This is a genomic window from Flavobacterium terrigena, from assembly GCF_900108955.1.
Classification (GTDB): Bacteria; Bacteroidota; Bacteroidia; order Flavobacteriales; family Flavobacteriaceae; genus Flavobacterium; species Flavobacterium terrigena.
The window spans coordinates 46,886-69,682 of sequence record NZ_FNYA01000002.1 but is presented as its reverse complement, the minus strand read 5'-3'; the positions used below and the strand labels follow the sequence as shown (position 1 = coordinate 69,682).

Here is a 22,797-nt window from a genome sequence, read left to right as displayed (position 1 = left end):
GCGTGTTATTTCATTATTAAGAAATAGTTACAAATCGGCATCAAATTCAAGTCTATTTGTAAATTAATTAATAAGAAACGATATTTTCGTTTTTGAAATCATTTTCAATAACTCCGTCACGTAAACGAATAATTCTGTGGGCGTGATCAGCAATATCTTCTTCGTGAGTTACTAAAATCACTGTGTTTCCATTCGCATGAATTTCGCCAAATAATTTCATGATTTCAACAGAAGTTTTACTGTCTAAGTTTCCTGTTGGCTCATCGGCTAAAATAATAGAAGGTTTGTTAACCAAAGCTCTACCAACTGCCACACGCTGACGTTGTCCTCCAGAAAGTTGATTTGGTTTGTGATCCATTCTGTCTGCTAAACCAACTTGAGTCAAAACTTCAGTAGCACGTTCGATTCTTTCACTTTTAGAGAAACCTGCATAAACCATTGGCAAGGCTACGTTATCTAATGCCGTTGTACGCGGCATTAAGTTGAACGTTTGAAATACGAATCCGATTTCTTTATTACGAATTGCAGCTAATTCATCATCGTGCATTTCGCTAACTTGCTTTCCGTTTAAGATGTAACTTCCAGAAGTTGGTGTGTCTAAACAACCTAAAATATTCATTAAAGTCGACTTTCCAGAACCAGATGGTCCCATTAGCGCTACGTATTCACCTTTGTTAATTAGTAAATCAATTCCTTTTAATACGTTTACCGTTTCACTTCCTAATTGGAAATCACGTGTAATGGCTTTAATGTCAATTATTGGAGTACTCATTTTAGTAAACAGTTTTCAGTTAAATGTTTCTAATAAGTAGCGGAAAAGATAGATTTGTTACAGTAGACTTTAAAAATTGTTAAATTTCAGTATATTTGAAAAAAAATCAAAAAAATGAAATATCATTTATTACTATTTACTTTCTTTTTCTCTTTTTTATTAAATGCACAAAACGGTGCAACTATAGAAAACACCTTTAATATCAATAATATATCTAATGTAAGCGGAGGTTCATTTTCTGTGACAAAGTGTTTTTCTCAACTAGATGGAAAGATAATTTTGAATTTTGATTATCCTAGTGATTGGTTAAATGATGTGCTAGTTAGAAGAGTGGAAAGATTAAATATTGATGGAACTTTAGATACAACTTATAATATTGGAGGTTCAGGATTTAATAATAAAATTTCTGATATACATTTTTTTTCCGATGGTAAAGCTTTAGTTTCAGGGAGTTTTACTCAATATAATGGCGTGAGTGTTACTGGTTTAGTGATGCTAAATAGTGACGCGTCTATTGATACATCTTTTTCAACAAATCTTAACGGAAGTGTTTCCGAAATTTTAGTACAAACAGATGGGAAAATTCTTATTGGTGGAGTTTTTACTGTTAATGATGGAGTTACTTTTAACAGAATTTTGAGATTGAATACTGATGGATCTGTAGATTCTTCATTTAATATAGGTACAGGTTTTAATGGAATTGTGGCTTCAATTTTACAATTACCAAATAATAAAATTATAATTGGTGGAAGCTTTACGAGCTATAATGCTATTACTGCAAACAGAATAGTTTCGTTGAATTCTGATGGAACTATTGATTCTAGTTTTGTATCTGGTTCTGGGTTTGATACAAATGTTAATACATTATGTGTTTCATCTGATAATAAATTATATGTTGGTGGATATTTTACTAGTTATAATGGAGTAGCAAACAATAGAATAGTAAAAATTAATCTTGATGGGAGTATAGATAATTCTTTTGTTAGTGGTTCGGGGTTTGATTCTGAAGTCAGTAAAATTCTTTTGTTGCCTGATGGAAATATTGCTGTATTAGGTTTTTTTTACGAATATAATGGTAGCACATTTCTATTTAATATCAAATTAGATAATCTTGGACAGGTTCAATCAAATTCAGTTATTACATCTACTTATCATATAAATGATATTTCTATTCAAAATGATAATAAAATGATACTAGTTGGTGGATTTCCATCAGTTGGAAATACAGTAGTTAATGGTATTGCAAAATTAAATAGTGACGAAACCGTAAATACATCATTTGCAATGGGTGTCGGGTTTAATTTTATTGTAAATAAAGTAAAAGAAACAAGTGGAGGTAAAATACTTGTATGTGGAAGTTTTACTCTTTACAATAATGTTCCTTTTAAATTTTTTGGAAGACTTAATCAAGATGGTACTATCGATAGCTCATTTAATATCGGGAGTGGTTTCAATAAGATTGTTTATAGTTTTGAAATACAGCCAGATGGTAAAATCATTGTAGTTGGAGAATTTACTGAGTTTAATGGAGTTCCTGCAAATAGAATAATAAGATTAAATGAAGATGGAACTATAGATTCTTCATTTATCATTGGTACGGGACTAAATAATTATGCAAAAAATGTTTTAATTCAGCCAGATGGTAAAATAATTGTTTCAGGTAAATTTACTACATATAATAACCATCCTTCTGCAATTAGAGTTGTGAGGTTAAATGCAGATGGAACTTTTAACTCTACATTTTCAGGAATAAATTATCCGCCAACTGCAATTGCTTTACAGCAAGACGGGAAATTATTAGTGGCTTATAATGACACTAGTAATAATACTTCCTATATTAAAAGATTTAATGCAAATGGTTCTTTTTCGGCATTTAACTGCATTCATAGTAATAGTTATATAAACTCATATTTAGGTAATGAAGTGGGGTTTATAAAAATTATTCCATTTGCTGATGGAAAAATCTTAGTAGGTGGTAATTTTAATACACTTTCAAAAAATTTCATGAGATTAACATCAACAGGAACTGTTGATGCAACTTTTAATGTAGGTACAGGTTTTAATGGAATTGTAAATACCATTTATATACAACCAGATAATAAATTATTGGTTGGTGGAACATTTAGTGCTTTTAATTCTTCTGATGTATCACCAGGTCTTATTAAATTGAATGTTGATTATAGTATTGATAACTCATTTAATACTGGAGAGGGTATTGGAGTTGTATATGATGTTAGTTTACAGTCTGATGGTAAAATTTTAGTTGGGGGTTCAATGGTTAATTATGCGACTTATACTGTTGGTAGATTAGTAAGATTATTGGGTAGCGGATTTTATAATCTTTCAGGTCAAAATAAAATTGATACCAATTTAAATGGTTGTGAGAGTAGTGATTTCCCTTTTTCAAATTTAAAAATGAATTTTAACGATGGCTTTTCTAATTATGATTTTTTTGTAAATAATTCAGGAGATTATTCGTTTTTATTAGCTCAAGGTAGTTATACTATTACACCAATTGTAAATCCGAATTTTTCTATACTTCCAACAAGTATTTCTGCAATATTTCCTTCACAATTTACATCGTTAGTACAAAATTATTGTATTACACCACTAAATAGTAATTATTCGGATTTAGATGTACAAATTATACCACTTAATACAGCAAGACCTGGATTTAATGCCAAATATAAAATAGTTTATAAAAACAAAGGTATTATTACTCAATCTGGAAATATTAATTTAAGTTTTCAAGACGACGTTATAGACTTGGTAAATTCAACCCCTAATTTTTCAAATCAAAGTGCAAATTCTTTATCTTGGGATTTTACAAATTTAAACCCACAAGAAGTTAGAACAATTGTCGTGGAATTTAATTTGAATTCTCCAGTTGAAACTCCGCCACTAAATATAGGAAGTTTATTAAGTTTTGAAGCGAATATAATTAATGTTCTATCTGATAATACTCCAAATGACAATATTTTCACATTAAATCAAAATGTTGTAAACTCATATGATCCTAATGATAAGACTTGTCTAGAAGGTGATGTTGTAGGTGTTGATAAAATTGGTGATTTTGTACATTATTTAATTCGCTTTGAAAATAACGGAACTGCAAATGCAGAATTTATTAGAATTGAAGATTTTATAGATTTGTCTAAGTATGATATTTCTACATTAGAACCATTAAATGGGAGCCATTCGTTTATTACTAAAATATCAAATGGTAATAAAGTTGAATTTTATTTTAATAATATAAACTTACCGTTTGATGATGCTAATAATGATGGTTATGTTATGTATAAGATTAAATTAAAATCTACACTACAAGTTGGAGATTCTTTTAGTAATACTGCAAATATCTATTTTGATTTTAATTCAGCAATAGTAACTAATACTGCTACTTCAACAATTGCTACACTTGCTTCTGAAGATTTTTCAAGAAGTACTATTTTTAGTATATATCCAAATCCAGTCAAAAATTTGTTGTCAATCTATTCAAAAGATGATGTAAATATTAAAGGTGTTTATATTTATAATAGTTTAGGGCAATTAGTTTTAACTAATTCAAATTTTAAAAATAATGAACCTGTTGATGTGTCAATGCTAAGTTCAGGACATTATTTTATGAAGTTGGAAACAGATTCAAATATTTTAAATTGTAAGTTTATTAAAGAATAATTTTTCGAATTTTTTTTTAAAAACCTCGTAATAATTTTGAATTGTTATATTTGTATAAAAAAATAATGAAAAGAAATTTCCTACTTTTAATTGGTTTCTTATTTACTAACTTAATTTGTGCTCAATTTGCAGCTAGTGTAGATAACACATTTAATATCAATAATGTTATTAATCCTTCGGGAGGATTGGCAACAACCCAAAATAATTTTGGGACTTCATTTCCAGAATCGGTATTTCTTCAAAGTAATGGGAAAGTAATTGTTTCTAGACAGCTTTCGCCTAACAATTTTAGATATAATGAGTTTCATGATTTAAAGATTTTAAGATTAAATACAGACGGTAGTGTTGACCAAAGTTTTCACCAAAATTTTGATGTTTTTTCAAGTATTTCGGTAACAAAAATTATCGAATACAATAATAAATTAATAATGATTGGTAGTTTTACCTTTTCAGATATTAATATTGATATAAAAAAAATATTAGTATTCAACGAAGATGGTACTTTAGATCAAAATTTTGTTTCTCCAGATTTATCAAATGCAATTTCTGATGTTGAAGTTTTGTCTAATGGAAAGATAATTATTTCAGGATTTATTTCTTATGATATTAATGATCAGTTGGTTAATGGTATCGTTAAATTGAATTTAGACGGATCAATAGATTCAAGTTTTTCAGTAAATTCAGGTTTTAATTTAGCAATTTATTGTCTTGAAGTTCAATCAGATGATAAAATAATTGTAGGAGGAAATTTTACTACTTTTAATGGACAAACTTTCAATAGGTTAGTACGATTAAATACAGACGGTTCTTTAGATACATCTTTTAACATTGGTACAGGATGTAATAATATTATTTATGATATTGAAATTGATAACAATGGTTTAATTTTAGTTGGAGGTAAGTTTACTAGTTATAATTCTATTACTACTAATAATTCAAAATTAATAAGGTTAACAAATACAGGAAGTAGAGATTTGGATTTTGTCGTAGAAACTACTTTATTCAATAGTTCTTCCAATTATATAAGAAAAATTTTATCTCAACCAAATGGAGATATAAATATTATATATTCTGCAGATAATTCTATTACTAGCTTTAATAATAATCCAAAAGGATTGTTTTATTTGACAAATACTGGTGCAACAAATACTACAAAACTAACACCAGATATTTTAAAAATAAATAATATAGCTTTAGACTCATCTAATAATATTTATTTAGTAGGTAGTTTCGATTATTTAAGGGATGCAGCAAATACGTATAAACAAATAAATCATATTGCTAAGATAGATTCTAACGGGGCATTAACTAATGATTTTAACAGAAAAATGTTAGGGCTTAATTATTATGCTTTGGTTAATGTAATAGAACAGCAAACAGATGGGAAGTTATTAATTGGAGGAGATTATTTTCAGTTTTATAATGAAAATGCTGTTAAGGATTTAATTCGACTTAATTTAGACGGAACAATTGATACAAGTTTTAATGTTGGGGATTTTAGTGGATTTGTTTATGTTATTAAACTATTGCAAGATGGGAAAATATTAATTGGAGGAAAATTTACAATAACTTCAAATTCTATTGTCTATAAAGATTTAGTGCTTTTAAACTCAGATGGAAGTGTAGACCCAACATTTGTACATACGATTAATTATACTGGTCAAGTTATTACTGCTTTAGATATACAATCAACAAATAATTTTGTAATAGGTGTTTCTTATCAAAGTTCATCTACAACAGGTTCTTCTGGAAAAGGAACAATAATTAGAATTCTACCAAATGGTCAAACCGATTCTTCTTTTTCTGTAATTAATGTTTCAACAAATAATGTAACTAAAATTAAAGTATTACCAAATGATAAGTTTATATATTCATGCGGATTTCTTATAGATTTATTTATGAGTAATTTAAGTAATGAAAGTGGCGGAATATTTAAAAGAAATGAAAACGGAACAACTGATGCAACTTTTACAAGTCCATTTTTTTCATATACTACAACTACGTCAACTCATAATGAATCAGTATATGATTTAGATATTACTGAAGATAATAAGATAGTTGCAATTGGTGCTTTTGGAAAAGTAAATTCCATAGTTTCTAATAAAGTTATTAGATTAACTGAAAATGGAATAGTTGATAATTCTTTATCTGTTGGTACAGGATTTAATGGTGCGCCCTACACATTAAAATGTTTAAGTGGTGGAAAAATTTTAATTGGAGGTAATTTTTTATCATATAATAATTTAAACTCAAAAGGTTTATTACGATTAAATCAAGACGGATCATTAGATTATTCATTTAATGTTGGTAAAGGCTTTTCTAATAAAGGTGTAAATAAAATTTTTATACAAGCTGATAATAAAATTTTATTAGGAGGATTTCAATTTTCATATTATAATAATTATGTAGCTTCTGGTTTAATTCGCTTAATTGGTGGTGGAAATTATTCAGTTACAGGAAGCACAAAATTAGATGTAAATAACAATGGTGGATGTGATGTGAATGATGTTGTATTTCCTAATATGAAGTTTAATATTAATAATGGTATTGAAAACTTTGATTTTTTTGCAGATTATTCAGGTAATTATAAATTAGATTTAAATGCAGGTAATTATACAATTTCACCAATAGTTACTTCTCAATTTACTGTTTCTCCTCCAAGTATTACTGTTCAATTCCCAACTCAAAATACATATTTCAATCAAGACTATTGTTTGAGTAGTGTAAATGGACTTATTAATGATTTAAATATTGTAATTATCCCTTTAAATAATGCAATTCCAGGATTTCAAGCTCGTTATAGAATAGTTTTTAAGAATGAGGGTACAATTCCTAGAACTGGTGAAATTATGTTGAATTTTAATGGTAACTTAATGAGTTTTAGTTCAACAAATTTTCTTCAAACTGCAATCCTTCCAAATCAAATTAAATGGAATTTTGTTAATTTATTACCACAAGAACAAAGAACAATTGATGTTATGTTTTTGCTAAATACACCAACAGCTAATCCTCCATTAAATTCAAATGATGTTTTAACTTTTGTTTCTAATATTACAAATGACGTTGATTTCACTCCGAATAATAATGAATTTAGTTTAAATCAAGTGGTTGTTAATTCTTACGATCCAAATGATAAAACTTGTTTAGAGGGAAGTGTTGTTGGTCCTGAAAAAATTGGCGACTACGTGAATTACTTAATACGTTTTGAAAACACGGGTACTTTTCCTGCTCAAACAGTAAGAGTGTTAGATTATATTGATACAAATAAGTTTGATATTTCAACATTAAAACCTGTGAATTCAAGTCATCCTATGGTTGTGAAAATTTCAGAAGTTAATAAAGTTGAATTTATTTTTAACGGAATTAATTTACCATTTGATGATGCTAATAATGATGGTTATTTTGTATATAAAATTAAATTGAAAAATGATTTAAATATTGGCGATACATTTTCAAATACGGCAAACATATTTTTTGATTATAATTCTCCAATAGTAACTAATACAGCAGTTTCAACGATTGCAGTTTTAAGTCTTGAAAGCACAGATGGGTTGTCAGATATTAGTCTTTATCCTAATCCAACAAATGATTATATTACTATTTCTAGACTTAATAATAATCTTATAAATTCTATTGAAGTTTATAATGTTAGTGGTCAAAAAATGAAAATTTCAGATGCTAAAAATAATAGTATTGATTTATCAGATTTTATGTCTGGAATTTATTTTATTAAAATTAAAACAGAGAATGCTACTAAAACATATAAAGTTTTAAAAAAATAAATAATAAGTAATAAATTAAAAGCTCGATTTTATTCGAGCTTTTAATTTATTTACAACCTACAAAATTCGTAGAATCTAGATAAAAAGGATTTGTCAGGATTTATTACGAAATGTTCTTTTTCTTGTTCGGCTCTAAAAAACACAATTCCCCATTGGAAGGTATCAATAGTAACTTTTACTTTGGGATGTTTTTTTATGGTTTCCCAAGTGTTTTCCATTTCTTCCGACCAATGAATATCGTCAAAAATCCAAACAGAATCATTTGTAATTGTTGGTAATAATAATTCAAAATACTCTAAAGTAGCTTTTTGAGAATGGTTTCCATCGAAGTAAATCAAATCGAAGATTTGTGGTTTGTTTAAAGTTTCAGGTTTCAGGTTTTTGAAATAGCTTGAAAATTCTGTATTTACAAATTGAATCGTATTTTTTGGTAACTTGAAACTTGAAACTTGAAACATTTTTTCGGCGATAGCCAATGTATTCGGACAACCTTCTAAAGTAATTATTTTAGAATTTTTTTTTCCTAAAGATAGAGCAGAAGTCGCCAATCCTAAAGATGTGCCAATTTCTAAAATACTTTCTGGTTGAAAATACTTGACAATTCTGAATAATAATTCGGCATTTTTTGGAGAAATTCCAGCGTTTTTTGCAATTTTTGATATTTCTCTAGTATTCGATTTAAAAACGCGTGAACCTGCTCCAAAATCGGTGACTTCAATCGTGTTTTTGTTTGCTAAAAGCGCATTTCTATAATTTTTTAATGTTGAATATTCAGGAAATTTTACTTTATCGTAAAAGCATTTCGTAATCAAATTAAACACAAATGGCGAATGCACGCCGTGTTCGTTTTTGGAGTGATAAAGGAATTTTATGTAGGATTTAATTTGTTGTAACATTTTCAACATAATATAAAAATAGTTTTGTCATTTCGACGTTAGGAGAAATCCCATATTCTGAATTTCTTTATGAGATTTCTCCTAACGTCGAAATGACAACTAACTACTCAATTTTACTTGATAATTCAAACCAACGTTCTTCTTTCTCTTCCAAAGTTTGAATCACTTTTTGCAATTCATTCGCTTTCGCTTCAATTTTATCATCGGCCACTTTTCCGTCAGCGAATTCTAGTTCAATTTGTTTCTTTTGGTATTCTAAATCTTTAATTTCTTTTTCAATTTTATTGAATTCTTTTTGCTCGTTGAAGTTTAAACCCGCTTTAACCGTTTTTTCTTTCCAACTTCCTTTATCTGTGCTAACGCTATTTAAAACCTTCGGTTCTGCAGAATCTTCATAACTTCTGAAATCAGAGTAATTTCCTGGGAAATCTTCAATTTCACCTTGACCTCTAAATACAAATAAGTGATCTACAATTTTATCCATAAAATACCTGTCATGACTCACAACAAGTAAGCATCCAGGGAAATCAAGTAAGAAACTTTCTAATACATTTAACGTAACAATATCTAAATCGTTAGTTGGTTCATCCAAAATTAAGAAATTCGGATTCTGAATTAAAACTGTACATAAATACAAACGTTTTAATTCACCACCACTCAATTTTTCAACGAAATCATATTGTTTTTTTGCATCAAATAAGAAACGCTCTAACAATTGAGAAGCCGAAATAATTTTTCCTTTCGTTAACGGAATATATTCTCCGTATTCTTTAATAATATCAATAACTTTTTGTCCCGGTTTTGGATTAATTCCACTTTGTGTGTAATACCCAATTTTAATCGTATCACCAATAATTACTTTACCAGAATCTGGTTCCATAGTTTTGGTTAATATGTTTAAGAAAGTTGATTTTCCAGTTCCATTTTTACCAATAATTCCAATACGTTCACCACGTTGAAAAGCGTATGTAAAGTCTTTTAAAATGGTTCTGTCAGGGAAATTTTTGTTCAATTTTACCATTTCGATAATCTTGCTTCCCATTCGTTCCATATTAATCTCAAGCTCCACCACATTTTCCTTACGACGACTTTCCGCTTTTTCCTTAATCACGTAAAAATCATCTTGACGCGATTTCGATTTGGTAGTTCTTGCTTTTGGTTGACGGCGCATCCAAGCTAATTCCTTAATGAAAAGGTTTTGAGCCTTATCAATACTAGAGTTTTCAGAAATTTGACGTTCTTCTTTTTTCTCTAAATAATACGAATAATTTCCTTTGTATTGGTATAGTTTTCCGTTATCTAATTCAATAATTTCGTTACAAACACGCTCTAAAAAGAAACGGTCGTGCGTAACCATAAATAACGTAATATTTTCTTTGGCGAAATAATCTTCTAACCATTCAATCATCTCTAAATCCAAGTGATTGGTTGGCTCATCTAAGATTAATAAATCGGGTCTATTAATTAAAATGATCGCTAATGACAAACGCTTTTTTTGTCCACCTGAAAGTTTTTTTACTTTCAGTTTTAAATCCTCTAACTTTAATTTCGATAAAATTTGTTTGTATTGTGTTTCGAAATCCCAAGCATTAAAACGATCCATATCATCAAAAGCTTTCTGATATTTTTCTTCGTCTTCCGGATTTTCTAACGCTTTTTCGTAGTTTCTAATAACTTGTAAAACTTCATTATCCGATGCAAAAATGCTTTCTTCAATTGTTAATTCATCTTGTAAATTAAAATTCTGACTCAAAAATGCCATTTTAATTCCTTTACGAATTACAACTTGCCCAGTATCTGGTTCATCAAAACCATTAATAATATTCATAATGGTGGTTTTACCCGAACCATTTTTCGCTATAAAAGCAATTTTTTGGTCTTTATTAATTCCGAAAGAAATGTCTTTAAAAAGTACACGTTCTCCGTATGATTTTGATATGTTTTCTACTGAAAGGTAATTCATTTTCTTAATGCTAAACTCGAAGTTCATTTTTCGAATTGCAAAAATAGGTTATTGAATAGAACGAAGCAATCTTTTACAAGTAAATAAAAAGCCGTCGATTAGGACGGCTTTTGTATTATTTTACTATTTCTACTTCAATGAAACTCTCATTTAAAACTTTTATGAATGATTTTGTATAGTCTTCTTTATTAGCTAAATAAGGGTTTTCTAGAAATTTTTGAGGATTAACTGCAAATAACGGATAACAAGTACTTTGAATTTGTATTTGAATTTTATGTCCTTTTTTAAAAGTATGTAAAACATCTTGTAATCTGAAATTTACATCAGTAGCTGTATTTGGAGTTAATGCTACTGGTGTTTCAAAGCTGTTTCTAAAACGAGCTGGCATTACTTCACTTCTAACCATTTGATGGTAATTAGCGTACAAAACATTTGGTTTGTCTTTGTTTTGAGGTTCATCTGAAGGATAAATATCAATTACTTTCACAATAAAATCAGCATCTGAAGAAGTTGATTCAATTTTTAATTTAGCCATAATTTCTCCAGCAAGCGTGATGTCTTCCGTTAGGTATTCAGTTGTGAAAGTTAAAACATCTGGTCTGTTTAAAGCAAATCTTTGATCCTCAGACATATAATTTCGTGGTGTAAAACCAGTCATATCACTGTAATTGATACTGCTTGGAACAGGTTTGTTTGGATCGCTATAATATTCAGAGTATGATGAATTTGTAGGTTTTTGATTCGCTATTTTTCCGTCTGAGTTTAGATAAAAATTTAATTTAGTATTGTTTTTTGGTGGCCAATTTGAAAATTCTGCCCATTCTTTTTTTCCAGTGTCAAACATATAAGCTTCTGGAAGAGCTACCGCATTTTTTGAGTTTCCTTTTAAATAATGATTAAAGAATTTAGCTTCGATGTTTTTTTGATAAAAAGTAGCAATACTGTCACCAAAATAAATATTATTATGGAAATGTTTACCAGACTCTCTAGACCATCCACCATGAGAAAATGGCCCCATTACTATTGTGTTTTTAGCTTTAAGATTATTTTTTTCTATCGTTTTATAAATGTTTAACGGACCCGCTAAATCTTCTGCGTCAAACCAACCACCCACAGTCATTACAGCATGGTTAATGTCTTTTAAATGTGGAAGTAAATTTCTAGATTTCCAAAATTCATCATAATTTGGATGATTCACTATTTCTTGCATGAAAAAGTTATTCTTATAATATTTATCAACACCTTCTTTTAATGTGCCGATTTCATTATAAAAAACAGATCCATCTTTTGATGTCGTTTTTATGGATTGGTCAGAATACCATGCTTTATCTTCAGCTTTGGTTTTTTGAACGCCAAATACAGGAAAAGTTTTAAAATAACCCATTACGAAAGCTCCATTATGATGAAAATCATCAAAAAAGAAATCGGAAATTGGCGCTTGAGGCGAAGACGCAACTAAGGCTGGATGTTTTGCTAAAGTACCAACTGCTGAGTAAAAACCAGGATATGATATTCCATATTGACCAACTTTACCATTATTAAAATCGATGTTTTTTATTAACCAATCTACCGTGTCGTATGTGTCAGTACTTTCGTCAATATCTTTCTTGGTTTTATGAACTACTTGCGGTGTCATGTTGGTAAAAACACCTTCACTCATATATCGTCCTCTAACATCTTGATAAACAAAAATGTATTTGTCTTTAGATAAAAATGTATTTGGTCCTAAAGTTTTTTTATAGTTTTCTACTCCATATGGCGCAATACTATAACATGTTCTTTGCATCAAAATTGGGTATTTTTTATTTTTAGAAATGTCTTTAGGAGTGTAAATTGCTGTAAATAGTTTAGCGCCATCTCTCATGGTTATGTAAACTTCTTTTTTGTCATAATTGGTCTTAATGTCTTCCTGAGAAAACATGGAAAACGACAATAAAAGTAAAACGGTATTTAAAATAAACTTCATCTTGTTTTTGGTTAGAATAATTAAAATTTTCAATTCACTAAGATATTAAGTTTTTTTTTAATTATTTTGTTAAGGTTTTATTAAAAACAAAGTTTCTTTATCTTCGCACAATGCAACTATCCGTAATCATCCTCAACTATAACGTTCGCTACTTTTTAGAACAATGTGTTTTAAGTGTTCAAAAAGCACTTACGAATCTTGATGCTGAAATTATTGTAGTCGATAATAATTCTTCGGATGATAGTTGCGAAATGATGAAACAATTGTTTCCAATGATTAAATTGATTGAAAATCCAGTAAATGTTGGTTTTCCGAAAGGAAACAATATTGCGGTTGCTGAAGCGAAAGGCGAATATATTTGCATTTTAAATCCTGATACTATTGTTGCAGAAGATGCTTTTGAGAAAATCCTGAATTCACAATTCGCAACTCACAATTCACAACTTGGAATTATCGGATGTAAACTTATCGACGGAACTGGAAATTTTCTTCCAGAAAGCAAACGTGGCGTTCCAACTCCTTGGGTTGCCTTTACCAAAATTTTCGGATTGTATAAAATTTCGAATTCTTTTGGAAAATATTATGCGCAACATCTTACCGAAAATCAATCTGGGAAAGTGGATATTTTAGTTGGTGCTTTTATGGTTTTGAAACGCGATTTGTATTTGCAAGTGGGCGGTTTTGATGAAAATTGCTTTATGTATTCGGATGATATCGATTTGAGTTATATGATTCAGAAACTAGGAAAAGAGAATTTCTATTTTCATGAAACATCGGTGATTCATTATAAAGGAGAAAGCACCGTTCGTGATGAGAAATATTTAAAACGTTTTCGTGAAGCGATGCAATTTTTCTATAAAAAACATTTTAAAAAGTCGGTAGTTTTTGATGTGATGATGCAAGTTGGAAGCTTCGTTTTTACGATTTTTAAACAAAAACAACAAAAAAATACGGTTAGAAATATTGATAAATATATCGTTTTTTCAAAAGAAATTCTTCAATTGAATTTAAATAAACCACAAGAATATTTAACTGATTTTAAGCAATTTGCAACTATCGAAAATTTAAATATTGAAGTGGTTTTTGATGTGAATTCTTTTTCTTTTTCAGAAATTATCGATTTTATGGAAAAAAATAAATCGAAGAATATTACTTTTAAGAACTATATTTCGCAATCAAATTACCTAATTGGTAGTAATAATGCAAATGATAGAGGTCAAGTTATAAATTTTTGATTTTTTGATTATTTCGTGATAAAACATCAAAATATTTATTAATTTTGTATTCCAAAGATTAAAACACAACATTACAATAATAATATGGCAAGATTTGAATTGAAACTTCCTAAAATGGGAGAGAGTGTTGCGGAAGCAACCATTACAAATTGGTTAAAAAAAGTTGGCGAAACCATTGAAATGGACGAAGCGGTTTTAGAAATTGCTACAGACAAAGTAGATAGCGAAGTGCCTTCTGAAGTTTCTGGAACTTTAGTTGAAATTTTGTTTAATGTGGATGATGTGGTTCAAGTTGGACAAACAATTGCCATTATTGAAACAGAAGGTGGTGCAGTTTCTACTCCTGCAGCTACAACTGAAGCAGTAGCAACGCCAGTTGCAGAAGTTGTTAAAACAGTTGAAGTAGCAAAAGAAGTTGCAGCTCCAGCAGATTTTTCAAGTTCAGATAAATTCTTTTCACCATTAGTAAAAAACATGGCAAAAGAAGAAGGGATTTCTTTAGCAGAATTAGAATCTATTGCAGGTTCTGGTAAAGATGGTCGTGTAAACAAAGAAGATATTTTAAAATATATTGCGAATAGAGGTAATCAACCTGTTGCAGCAAAAGTAGCAACTCCAGTTGCTTCAGCTCCAGTTCCTACTGAAAAAGTAGCTCCGTCAGTAAATGGTGGAGACGAAATTGTGGAAATGGACAGAATGCGTAAATTAATTTCTGGTTACATGGTAGCTTCGGTACAAACTTCAGCACACGTGCAGTCGTTTATTGAAGTAGATGTAACAAACATTGTAAAATGGAGAGATAAAGTGAAAACTGCTTTCGAAAAACGCGAAGGTGAAAAGTTAACATTCACTCCAATTATGATGGAAGCGGTTGCAAAAGCGTTAAAAGATTTCCCAGGAATGAATATTTCTGTTGATGGTGATTACATTATCAAACGTAAAAACATCAATTTAGGAATGGCAGCAGCTTTACCAAACGGAAACTTAATTGTTCCTGTAATTAAAAATGCAGATCAATTAAATTTAGTTGGAATGGCAAAAGCGGTTAACGATTTAGGAAGTCGTGCTAAAGCTGGAAAATTAAAACCAGACGATACGCAAGGTGGAACTTATACAGTTACTAATGTTGGTACATTTGGTTCAGTTTTTGGTACGCCAATTATCAATCAACCACAAGTTGGTATTTTAGCTTTAGGAGCGATTAGAAAAGTACCAGCAGTTATTGAAACTCCAGAAGGTGACTTCATTGGAATCCGTCAGAAAATGTTCTTATCTCACTCTTATGACCATAGAGTTGTAGATGGTGCTTTAGGTGGAAGTTTCGTAAAACGTGTAGCAGATTATTTAGAAGCATTTGATATCAATAGAGATTTCTAAGCATCTAAAAAACATATTTTTAAAATGCCTGATAAGAAATTATCGGGTATTTTTTTTATCCAATAAATTATGTTAATTTTAGTTAATATAATTGGTACGATGTTTGATATTCTCCATTCAACCAATTTAACTCACAGAATTATGAAAAAAATCATCTATTTCGCATTGGCAATTTCCTTGTTTGGTTGCAAAGACGCGATTAAAACAGAAGTGAATAACGATTTTTTAATTGCAGAAAACATCAAGTTTGATGAACCTACAATTAATACTAATTTGACCATTACCACAAAAGCAGATTTGCTAGGATATTGGGTTGGTCAATTTACAGATGATATGCCACAAAATGAAAACGAAGAAGAATATATTGATGAAGATTTTTTTGGAATAGATTATGAATACAATAAAAAAATAACCTTTTCGATTGATAAAATAAAAGGAACTGAAATTATTGGGCATTCAATTGTAAGTGGAAATATTCAAAAGTTTAAAGGAAAAGTTACTGAAACGCCTTTTACTTTCGAAATCAATGTTAAAGAGCCAGGAAATGAAAAATCCGACGGTGAATTTGTATTGACAATCAAGAAGAAAGACACACTGCTTTCTGGAAAATGGAATGCATTCAAGGTAAAAGAAAACAAAATCAATAAGAGAAAATTAGAACTATCTAAAAAAATATTTGAATACAATCCGAATAATAAAATTGAAGACAGATTTGTAGATTTTCATAAATCTGCAATCAAAAAAGTAGAATATGATTCTGAAGATAGCGTGGGAAATCCAATTAAGCAATCTTATGATGATGAACAATATTTTACGACTACAGATACTATTTTTAAAATAAATCCTTCTACAGAAATCTTAAAAAAAGAATTGGTCGAAAACTTATCTAAAGGCGATGTTTTCATCTTAAGAAACTTAATTTTTGCGCGTCATGGTTTTGCTTTCCGAGATAAAACACTACGTGGTTTCTTTGATTATCATTCTTGGTATATGCCTGTTTTTTCAGATGTTACTAAAGATTTGACTAAGATTGAAAAAGAAAACGTAGCATTATTATTGCGCTACGAAGAAAATGCGAAAGAATATTATGATCATTTCGGAAGATAATGTTTGCTAGAATTTCTAAATATATAATCTGGGGAAGTTATTTTTACTTCTCCTTTTTATTGTTGTTAATTACGCTTCAATATATTCCATATAACACTGATGTGGCATTTTTACGAATCAAACAAGATGAAATTGCTTTAGATTATTATAAAATTGCGTTTTTCACTCACGTTTACACTAGTATTTTTTTAATGATTTTGGGCTTTTTTCAGTTTTCTAAAACCATAAAAAGAAAGTATATAAATGTGCATCGTTGGTCGGGTAGAGTATATGCTGTGATCATCTTATTTCTTTCAGGACCAAGTGGTTTGGTAATGTCCTATCATGCCAATGGAGGAATTTTTTCAAAAACCGCCTTTGTAATTTTGTCTGTTTTATGGATGAGTTTTACGTTTCTTTCCGTTTATTTCATACTGAAAAAAGACATTATAAACCATCAGAAATTTGCCATCAGAAGCTTTGCTTTAACACTTTCTGCAATATCATTACGATTGTTTAAATACATCATTGTATTTCTATTTCATCCACAACAAATGGAGGCTTACCGAATTGTAGCTTGGTTAGGTTGGACGTTCAATCTTTTAGTCGCAGAAATTATCATCATTTATTTTATTTCGAATAAGATGAAAACGCGTAAAATAAATCAATAAGGTTTTATTTGTTCAAATACTGATTCATTAAATCGAAAAGCTTTTCTCGATCTATTGGTTTTAAAATATAATCTGTAAAACCCGTTTTGGTAATCATTTTGACATCATCACTTGAAGAAAATGCCGTTTGTGCAATAATTGGAATGGTAGTTTTCGTTTTAGAGATCTGTTCAAAAGCTTCAAAACCATTCATAATAGGCATTTTAATATCTAAAAGTATTAAATCAAAAGCATTGTCGTTGGTGAAAATATCTACAGCTTCCTTGCCGTTTTTTGCTCTAACAAGTTCTAAGTTTTTATAAGGAGCTAGCATTTTGGTTAAAAGCAAATAATTTATTTCGTCATCTTCAGCAATTAAAATTCGCTTGTTTGAAGTGATTTGAGTTGAAATTACTGAAAGTGTATCTATATCTATGTTTTTATTTTTAGGTTTTTTTGTTGCTAATTCTAACGGTATTGAAAAGTAAAAAGTTGAACCATTTCCAACAGAAGAAGTCAAACGAATACTGCCCTGCATCATGTCTAAATAAGCTTTTGTGATTGATAATCCCAAACCTAAACCTGATGATTTTGTGGTGTAATCATTATCAATCCTTTTAAACCTGTCGAAAATTAAAGCTTGGTCTTCATTGCTAATTCCATAGCCAGTATCATGTACAAAAAAATGTATTTCTTGTTGTTCGGAATTGATTTCAAATCCAAATGAAATTTCTCCACTGTCTGTATATTTGATGGCATTGGTAATTAAATTCACCAAAATTTGTTTCACTTTAGTTTCGTCAATTTTTACATAAATGTTATTGTGTTGTTTGTCTTTTTTAAATGTAAAAACAATATTTTTCTCTTCTGGAATGGTTACTTTTATGGTTTCGTAAATTTCAGTCAAGCTCTTATTTAAATCTACTGATGTGTAATTTGGAATAATTTGTTTCGCATCAATTTTCGACATTTCAATTAAATCGTTAATAATCAAAACTAAATTATTCCCGCTTTTTTCAATCGTATCTAAATACTCTTTTATTTCGTCTGAATTTAATTTGTCGTTTTTCAATAAGTGTGTAAAACCTAAAATAGCATTCATTGGTGTTCTAATTTCGTGCGATAAATTGGCTAAAAACACCGATTTTAATTTGTCGTTTTGCTCGGCTTTTAGTTTGGCTTTTTTTAATAATTTCTCATGTTCTTTATTGTTTTTGAAAAGCTTACCAATGTATCCAAACTCTCCTTTATATTCCACTAAACGATTTATTGCCTTAGTGTTATTGTTTTCAAGTATTTTTCGAACTAAATTTAAAGGATTATTTACCCATTTTTTTATAAATAAGAAGTAAATCAACAAGTTGAGAAACGAAAGTAAAGTAATACAATAGATAAAATGATTTAAAATATTAAAATTATTGTGGTAATCTCTGATAAATAAAAAGTTGGCTATTTTGGCTCTGTGTTCGTTTAACATCGCAATTTCAATGCTAACTTTCGAATCGTTTTCAGGATAAGATGTATTTGTGATTTGACATTTAGAACTACTAATGATGTTTAATTTCTCAAAAAAAGCATCATTTAAAAGCCTAACAACAAAGAAATAAGCATAAGGAGTCCCAAATTTTTTATTGGCATTGGTAGAATTATAAATTCCAGAACCAATTATTTCAATATATCCCACATTGGTTTTTTTGTAAAACCTATACATATCGTGTAGTTTAATATTTTTGATAGCTGCTGCAGCAGTGGCATTTAAATCAGGTAAAACATTTGGATTTTTAGTTCTTTTAGTAATTAACGCTCCATTTTTATCTAATACAATCACTTGTTCAAAGTTAAGTGTGTTGATAGAAGTCGCAACAGAAGTGTTAAACCAAGCTTCATTTCTTGTACTAATGTATTTTGCAAAATCATCCCAATACACAATGTCATTTACATACGATTCATTTTGCAGAACTTCCATTTTGTAAATGGCTAAAACGTCTTTTTTAAATTGATTTTTCGTTTCGATATAATCGATATGTTGCTGTTTTTTGACATAAAAAAGTAATCCAGCAAACAACACCAAACTAATACTACTTAATATAAATATTAAAATAATAATTTTAGAATAAGTATTTGTGGTTTTTAATTTCATGTAAAACACTGATTTACTTTTTGTTACTATACAATATTAAGCATTTTTTTAATGGTATTTTTCTTGTTTTAAATAAAGTTTGTCAAAAAAATTGTAGATTTAATTATTGAAAAAGTCATTATGCTTTATCTTTGTCGCCTAAAATGTAAAAATGGAACTTAAACTTACAAGACCAATTTGTTTCTTTGATTTAGAAACCACAGGAATTGATGTTGGAAAAGACAGAATTGTTGAAATCGCCATATTTAAAGTGTTTCCAAACGGAAATAAAGAAAGTAAAACGTGGTTAGTAAATCCTACAATTCCAATTCCACCACAATCTACGGCTGTTCATGGGATTACAGATGAAAAAGTAGCCAATGAACCAACTTTTGTAGAATTATCTTCTCAAATTTACAATATGATTAAAGATTCAGATTTAGCAGGATATAATTCTGATAGATTTGATATTCCGTTATTAGCGGAAGAAATGATTCGTGCTGGCGTTGATTTCGATATGAAAAATCGCGTTTCAGTTGATGTGCAAACCATTTTTCATAAAAAAGAAGAAAGAACACTTTCTGCAGCTTTAAAATTTTATTGTGGCAAAACATTAGAAAATGCACATTCTGCAGAAGCTGATACGATGGCAACTTATGAAATTTTATTAGGGCAATTGGAAAGATATCCAGATTTGCAAAATGATATGAAAGCGTTGTCTGAATATACAACTAGAAAAAAATCTGTCGATTTTGCGGGTATGATTGTTTTAAATGATAAAGGTCAGGAAATGTTCAGTTTTGGAAAATACAAGAATGTTTTAGTAGATGATGTTTTTGATAAAGATCCAGGTTATTTTGGTTGGATTCAAGGTGCCGATTTTCCACTATACACTAAAAAAGTATTAACAGGTTTGAAATTAAGACGTTTAAACACGAAATAAGTTTATGAAAATTATTTGTATTGGCCGAAATTACGCCGACCATATTTCAGAATTAAATAACGAGCGTCCAGATGAACCCGTTATTTTCATGAAACCAGATACGGCAATTTTACCGAAGAAAACACCTTTTACAATTCCAGAATTCAGTAATGATGTGCATCATGAAGTAGAAGTTTTGGTAAAAATTTGTAAAGTCGGAAAGTATATTAGTCCAAAATTTGCTCATAAATATTATGATGAAATTGGTTTAGGAATTGATTTTACCGCTCGCGATTTGCAAACTATGTTAAAAGAAAAAGGGTTACCTTGGGAAAAATCTAAGGCTTTTGACCATTCGGCGATTATCGGAGACTTTTTGCCGAAAAAGAATTATAGTTCATTAGAAAATATTAACTTTGAATTAAGAAAAAACTCAGAAATCGTTCAAAAAGGCTCAACTTCTATGATGCTGTGGAACATAGACGAAATTGTTTCGTATGTTTCTCAATTTTTCACTTTAAAAAAAGGAGATATTATTTTTACAGGTACACCAAAAGGTGTTGCAGCTGTAAAGGAAAATGATATTTTAGAAGGGTTTTTAGAAGGTAAACAAATGTTTAAAATACAAGTAAAATAATGGCTTTACAATACAATTTATCTAAAGTTTATGAAATTTCTGAAAACGATAATGATTTTGCCTTGCAAATTGTGTCATTATTCTTAGATGAAGTTCCTGTCGAAATTCAGTCGATGAAAAATGCTATTGAATTAAAAGATTACACTCAAGCGTATGCATCTGCTCATAAAATTAAGCCAACCTTAGATTTATTAGGTATGGATATTGCTTATGAAGATAATATGCTGATTATGAATTGGACAAAAGCAGAAGGAAAACGAAAAGAAATTAAAGACGTTTTCAAATCTCTTAAAACAAGAATAGGTGAAGCAACGGACGAAATCAAAAAAGATTTTAAGTTGTAAATTCATACTTTTATAAAAAAATTAACCACGCTTTTGGCGTGGTTTTCTTATTTTTACACAAATTTATAAAATGAGAGCAGCAGTAATTACTATTGGAGATGAAATATTAATTGGTCAAATTGTCGATACAAATTCTTCTTACATATCAAAAGCATTAGATAAAATCGGAATTGCAACTTATGAGATGCTTTCCATTTCCGACGATAAAAATCATATTTTAAAAGCACTTAACGATGTTCAGAATAATTTCGATGTAGTAATTATTACTGGTGGTTTAGGACCAACGAAAGACGATATTACTAAAAAAACTTTTTGTGAATACTTTGATGATGTTTTGGTACAAAATGATGCTGTTTTAGCACATGTGAAAGAAATGATTGAAGGGTTTTATAAAAGACCAATCACACAAGTAAATATTGAACAAGCTTTAGTGCCATCAAAATCAAAAGTACTTTTTAATAAAGTAGGAACGGCGCCTGGAATGTTAGTAGAGCATGAAGACACAGTGTTTGTTTCTTTACCTGGTGTGCCTTTTGAGATGAAATATTTAGTTGATAATGAATTGATTCCGTATTTAATTGAAAAATTCGATAGACCTTTCATTGTTCATAAAACACTAATGACTTACGGTCGTGGGGAGAGTTTAATTGCAGAACAAATTGAAGATTGGGAAAATAATTTACCGAGTTTTATAAAATTAGCGTATTTGCCAAGTCCAGGAAGAGTTCGATTGAGATTGACTGCTCGTGGTGAAAGTGAAGTCGTCTTAAGCCAGGCAATCTTACATGAAGTAGAAAAATTACAGCCTATTATTGGTGAAATTATTGTGGGTTATGACGAAGATGAAACCATTGAAGTCATTGTTGGAAGAGCATTAGTAAAAAAAGAATTAACTTTGTCTGCTGCAGAAAGTTGCACTGGCGGAAAAATTTCAGAATTAATTACATCAGTATCAGGAGCTTCTGCATATTTTCAGGGAGGAATTGTTGCCTATTCGAACCAGGTTAAAATTGATTTATTGAAAGTAAATTCGGAAACGATAAATCAGTATTCTGTTGTGAGTGCTGACGTTGCGAAGGAAATGGCTTTGAATTGTAAAACTATTTTTAACACAGATTATGCGATTGCTACAACTGGAAACGCCGGACCAACAAAAGGAGAAAGTGATGCTGAAATTGGCACTGTTTTTATCGCAATTGCCACTCCAGAAGAAGTTTTTGTAGAAGAATTTAATTTTGGTCAACCGCGCGAAAAGGTTATAGATAGGGCGGTTAACAAAGCATTTGAAATGATATATAAAGAAATTTCAAAAAACTAATAAAAAATAGTTGCATAGTAAATGAAAAATCCTTTTCTTTGCACCCTTATTT

General features: G+C 29.5%; 15 protein-coding genes. 10 read left to right on the top strand and 5 right to left on the bottom strand.

What is annotated here, in order from left to right; all coding sequences use genetic code 11:
- Positions 1-67 precede the first annotated feature (67 nt).
- Positions 68-772 (bottom strand): ABC transporter ATP-binding protein, encoded by a 705-nt coding sequence (locus BMX42_RS03890; protein ID WP_091309013.1) that lies wholly within the window; start codon positions 770-772, stop codon positions 68-70.
- Positions 773-886: 114 nt separating this feature from the next.
- Here BMX42_RS03890 and BMX42_RS03885 point away from each other — a divergent pair, with 114 nt between their 5' ends.
- On the top strand, positions 887-4,450 hold the full coding sequence (locus BMX42_RS03885) for a DUF7619 domain-containing protein (RefSeq protein WP_091309011.1): 3,564 nt from the start codon (positions 887-889) through the stop codon (positions 4,448-4,450).
- Between the two features lie 65 nt (positions 4,451-4,515).
- The gene (locus tag BMX42_RS03880) at positions 4,516-8,232 is read left to right on the top strand and encodes a DUF7619 domain-containing protein (RefSeq protein WP_091309009.1); all 3,717 of its coding nucleotides are present in this window, start codon (positions 4,516-4,518) and stop codon (positions 8,230-8,232) included.
- A gap of 50 nt (positions 8,233-8,282) precedes the next feature.
- Here BMX42_RS03880 and BMX42_RS03875 read toward each other — a convergent pair whose 3' ends face one another.
- The 3 genes from BMX42_RS03875 to BMX42_RS03865 all read right to left on the bottom strand — a co-directional run bounded on the left by BMX42_RS03875 (position 8,283) and on the right by BMX42_RS03865 (position 13,057).
- Positions 8,283-9,128, bottom strand: coding sequence for an O-methyltransferase (locus BMX42_RS03875; RefSeq protein ID WP_177169115.1), 846 nt, complete (start codon positions 9,126-9,128; stop codon positions 8,283-8,285).
- Positions 9,129-9,231: 103 nt separating this feature from the next.
- Complete coding sequence (locus tag BMX42_RS03870) at positions 9,232-11,091, bottom strand: ABC-F family ATP-binding cassette domain-containing protein (protein ID WP_091310844.1); 1,860 nt, start codon at positions 11,089-11,091, stop codon at positions 9,232-9,234.
- Positions 11,092-11,206: 115 nt separating this feature from the next.
- Positions 11,207-13,057, bottom strand: coding sequence for a CocE/NonD family hydrolase (locus tag BMX42_RS03865; RefSeq protein WP_091309005.1), 1,851 nt, complete (start codon positions 13,055-13,057; stop codon positions 11,207-11,209).
- A gap of 110 nt (positions 13,058-13,167) precedes the next feature.
- Between BMX42_RS03865 and BMX42_RS03860 the strand changes: the two genes are divergently transcribed.
- The 4 genes from BMX42_RS03860 (at position 13,168) to BMX42_RS03845 (ending at position 17,426) form a co-directional block, all read left to right on the top strand.
- Entirely contained in the window at positions 13,168-14,292 is a 1,125-nt protein-coding gene (locus BMX42_RS03860) for a glycosyltransferase family 2 protein (protein ID WP_091309003.1), read from the top strand.
- An 84-nt stretch (positions 14,293-14,376) separates the two neighbouring features.
- Positions 14,377-15,669: a dihydrolipoamide acetyltransferase family protein gene (locus tag BMX42_RS03855; RefSeq protein WP_091309001.1), complete on the top strand. Its 1,293-nt coding sequence runs from the start codon at positions 14,377-14,379 to the stop codon at positions 15,667-15,669.
- A 69-nt stretch (positions 15,670-15,738) separates the two neighbouring features.
- On the top strand, positions 15,739-16,776 hold the full coding sequence (locus BMX42_RS03850) for a YARHG domain-containing protein (RefSeq protein WP_091308999.1): 1,038 nt from the start codon (positions 15,739-15,741) through the stop codon (positions 16,774-16,776).
- Positions 16,776-17,426: a DUF2306 domain-containing protein gene (locus BMX42_RS03845; protein WP_091308998.1), complete on the top strand. Its 651-nt coding sequence runs from the start codon at positions 16,776-16,778 to the stop codon at positions 17,424-17,426. Before BMX42_RS03850 ends, BMX42_RS03845 begins: the two co-directional genes overlap by 1 nt.
- A 4-nt stretch (positions 17,427-17,430) precedes the next feature.
- On the opposite strand, the gene BMX42_RS03840 is transcribed toward BMX42_RS03845, so the two are convergent.
- A complete protein-coding gene (locus BMX42_RS03840) occupies positions 17,431-19,545 on the bottom strand; it encodes an ATP-binding protein (RefSeq protein ID WP_091308996.1) in 2,115 nt (704 codons plus the stop codon).
- 151 nt (positions 19,546-19,696) lie between these two features.
- Between BMX42_RS03840 and BMX42_RS03835 the strand changes: the two genes are divergently transcribed.
- The 4 genes from BMX42_RS03835 to BMX42_RS03820 all read left to right on the top strand — a co-directional run bounded on the left by BMX42_RS03835 (position 19,697) and on the right by BMX42_RS03820 (position 22,745).
- The gene (locus tag BMX42_RS03835; protein ID WP_091308994.1) at positions 19,697-20,467 is read left to right on the top strand and encodes a 3'-5' exonuclease; all 771 of its coding nucleotides are present in this window, start codon (positions 19,697-19,699) and stop codon (positions 20,465-20,467) included.
- A gap of 4 nt (positions 20,468-20,471) precedes the next feature.
- Positions 20,472-21,083, top strand: coding sequence for a fumarylacetoacetate hydrolase family protein (locus BMX42_RS03830; RefSeq protein ID WP_091308992.1), 612 nt, complete (start codon positions 20,472-20,474; stop codon positions 21,081-21,083).
- The gene (locus BMX42_RS03825) at positions 21,083-21,427 is read left to right on the top strand and encodes an Hpt domain-containing protein (RefSeq protein ID WP_091308989.1); all 345 of its coding nucleotides are present in this window, start codon (positions 21,083-21,085) and stop codon (positions 21,425-21,427) included. Before BMX42_RS03830 ends, BMX42_RS03825 begins: the two co-directional genes overlap by 1 nt.
- A gap of 70 nt (positions 21,428-21,497) precedes the next feature.
- A complete protein-coding gene (locus BMX42_RS03820; protein WP_091308987.1) occupies positions 21,498-22,745 on the top strand; it encodes a competence/damage-inducible protein A in 1,248 nt (415 codons plus the stop codon).
- The last annotated feature ends 52 nt before the right edge of the window (positions 22,746-22,797 follow it).

Bases quoted from the DNA above. Each gene is read 5' to 3' on its own strand.
- BMX42_RS03890 (WP_091309013.1), bottom strand. From the start codon at position 772: ATGAGTACTCCAATAATTGACATTAAAGCCATTACACGTGATTTCCAA.
- BMX42_RS03885 (WP_091309011.1), top strand. From the start codon at position 887: ATGAAATATCATTTATTACTATTTACTTTCTTTTTCTCTTTTTTATTA.
- BMX42_RS03880 (WP_091309009.1), top strand. From the start codon at position 4,516: ATGAAAAGAAATTTCCTACTTTTAATTGGTTTCTTATTTACTAACTTA.
- BMX42_RS03875 (WP_177169115.1), bottom strand. From the start codon at position 9,128: ATGTTACAACAAATTAAATCCTACATAAAATTCCTTTATCACTCCAAA.
- BMX42_RS03870 (WP_091310844.1), bottom strand. From the start codon at position 11,091: ATGAATTACCTTTCAGTAGAAAACATATCAAAATCATACGGAGAACGT.
- BMX42_RS03865 (WP_091309005.1), bottom strand. From the start codon at position 13,057: ATGAAGTTTATTTTAAATACCGTTTTACTTTTATTGTCGTTTTCCATG.
- BMX42_RS03860 (WP_091309003.1), top strand. From the start codon at position 13,168: ATGCAACTATCCGTAATCATCCTCAACTATAACGTTCGCTACTTTTTA.
- BMX42_RS03855 (WP_091309001.1), top strand. From the start codon at position 14,377: ATGGCAAGATTTGAATTGAAACTTCCTAAAATGGGAGAGAGTGTTGCG.
- BMX42_RS03850 (WP_091308999.1), top strand. From the start codon at position 15,739: ATGTTAATTTTAGTTAATATAATTGGTACGATGTTTGATATTCTCCAT.
- BMX42_RS03845 (WP_091308998.1), top strand. From the start codon at position 16,776: ATGTTTGCTAGAATTTCTAAATATATAATCTGGGGAAGTTATTTTTAC.
- BMX42_RS03840 (WP_091308996.1), bottom strand. From the start codon at position 19,545: ATGAAATTAAAAACCACAAATACTTATTCTAAAATTATTATTTTAATA.
- BMX42_RS03835 (WP_091308994.1), top strand. From the start codon at position 19,697: ATGGAACTTAAACTTACAAGACCAATTTGTTTCTTTGATTTAGAAACC.
- BMX42_RS03830 (WP_091308992.1), top strand. From the start codon at position 20,472: ATGAAAATTATTTGTATTGGCCGAAATTACGCCGACCATATTTCAGAA.
- BMX42_RS03825 (WP_091308989.1), top strand. From the start codon at position 21,083: ATGGCTTTACAATACAATTTATCTAAAGTTTATGAAATTTCTGAAAAC.
- BMX42_RS03820 (WP_091308987.1), top strand. From the start codon at position 21,498: ATGAGAGCAGCAGTAATTACTATTGGAGATGAAATATTAATTGGTCAA.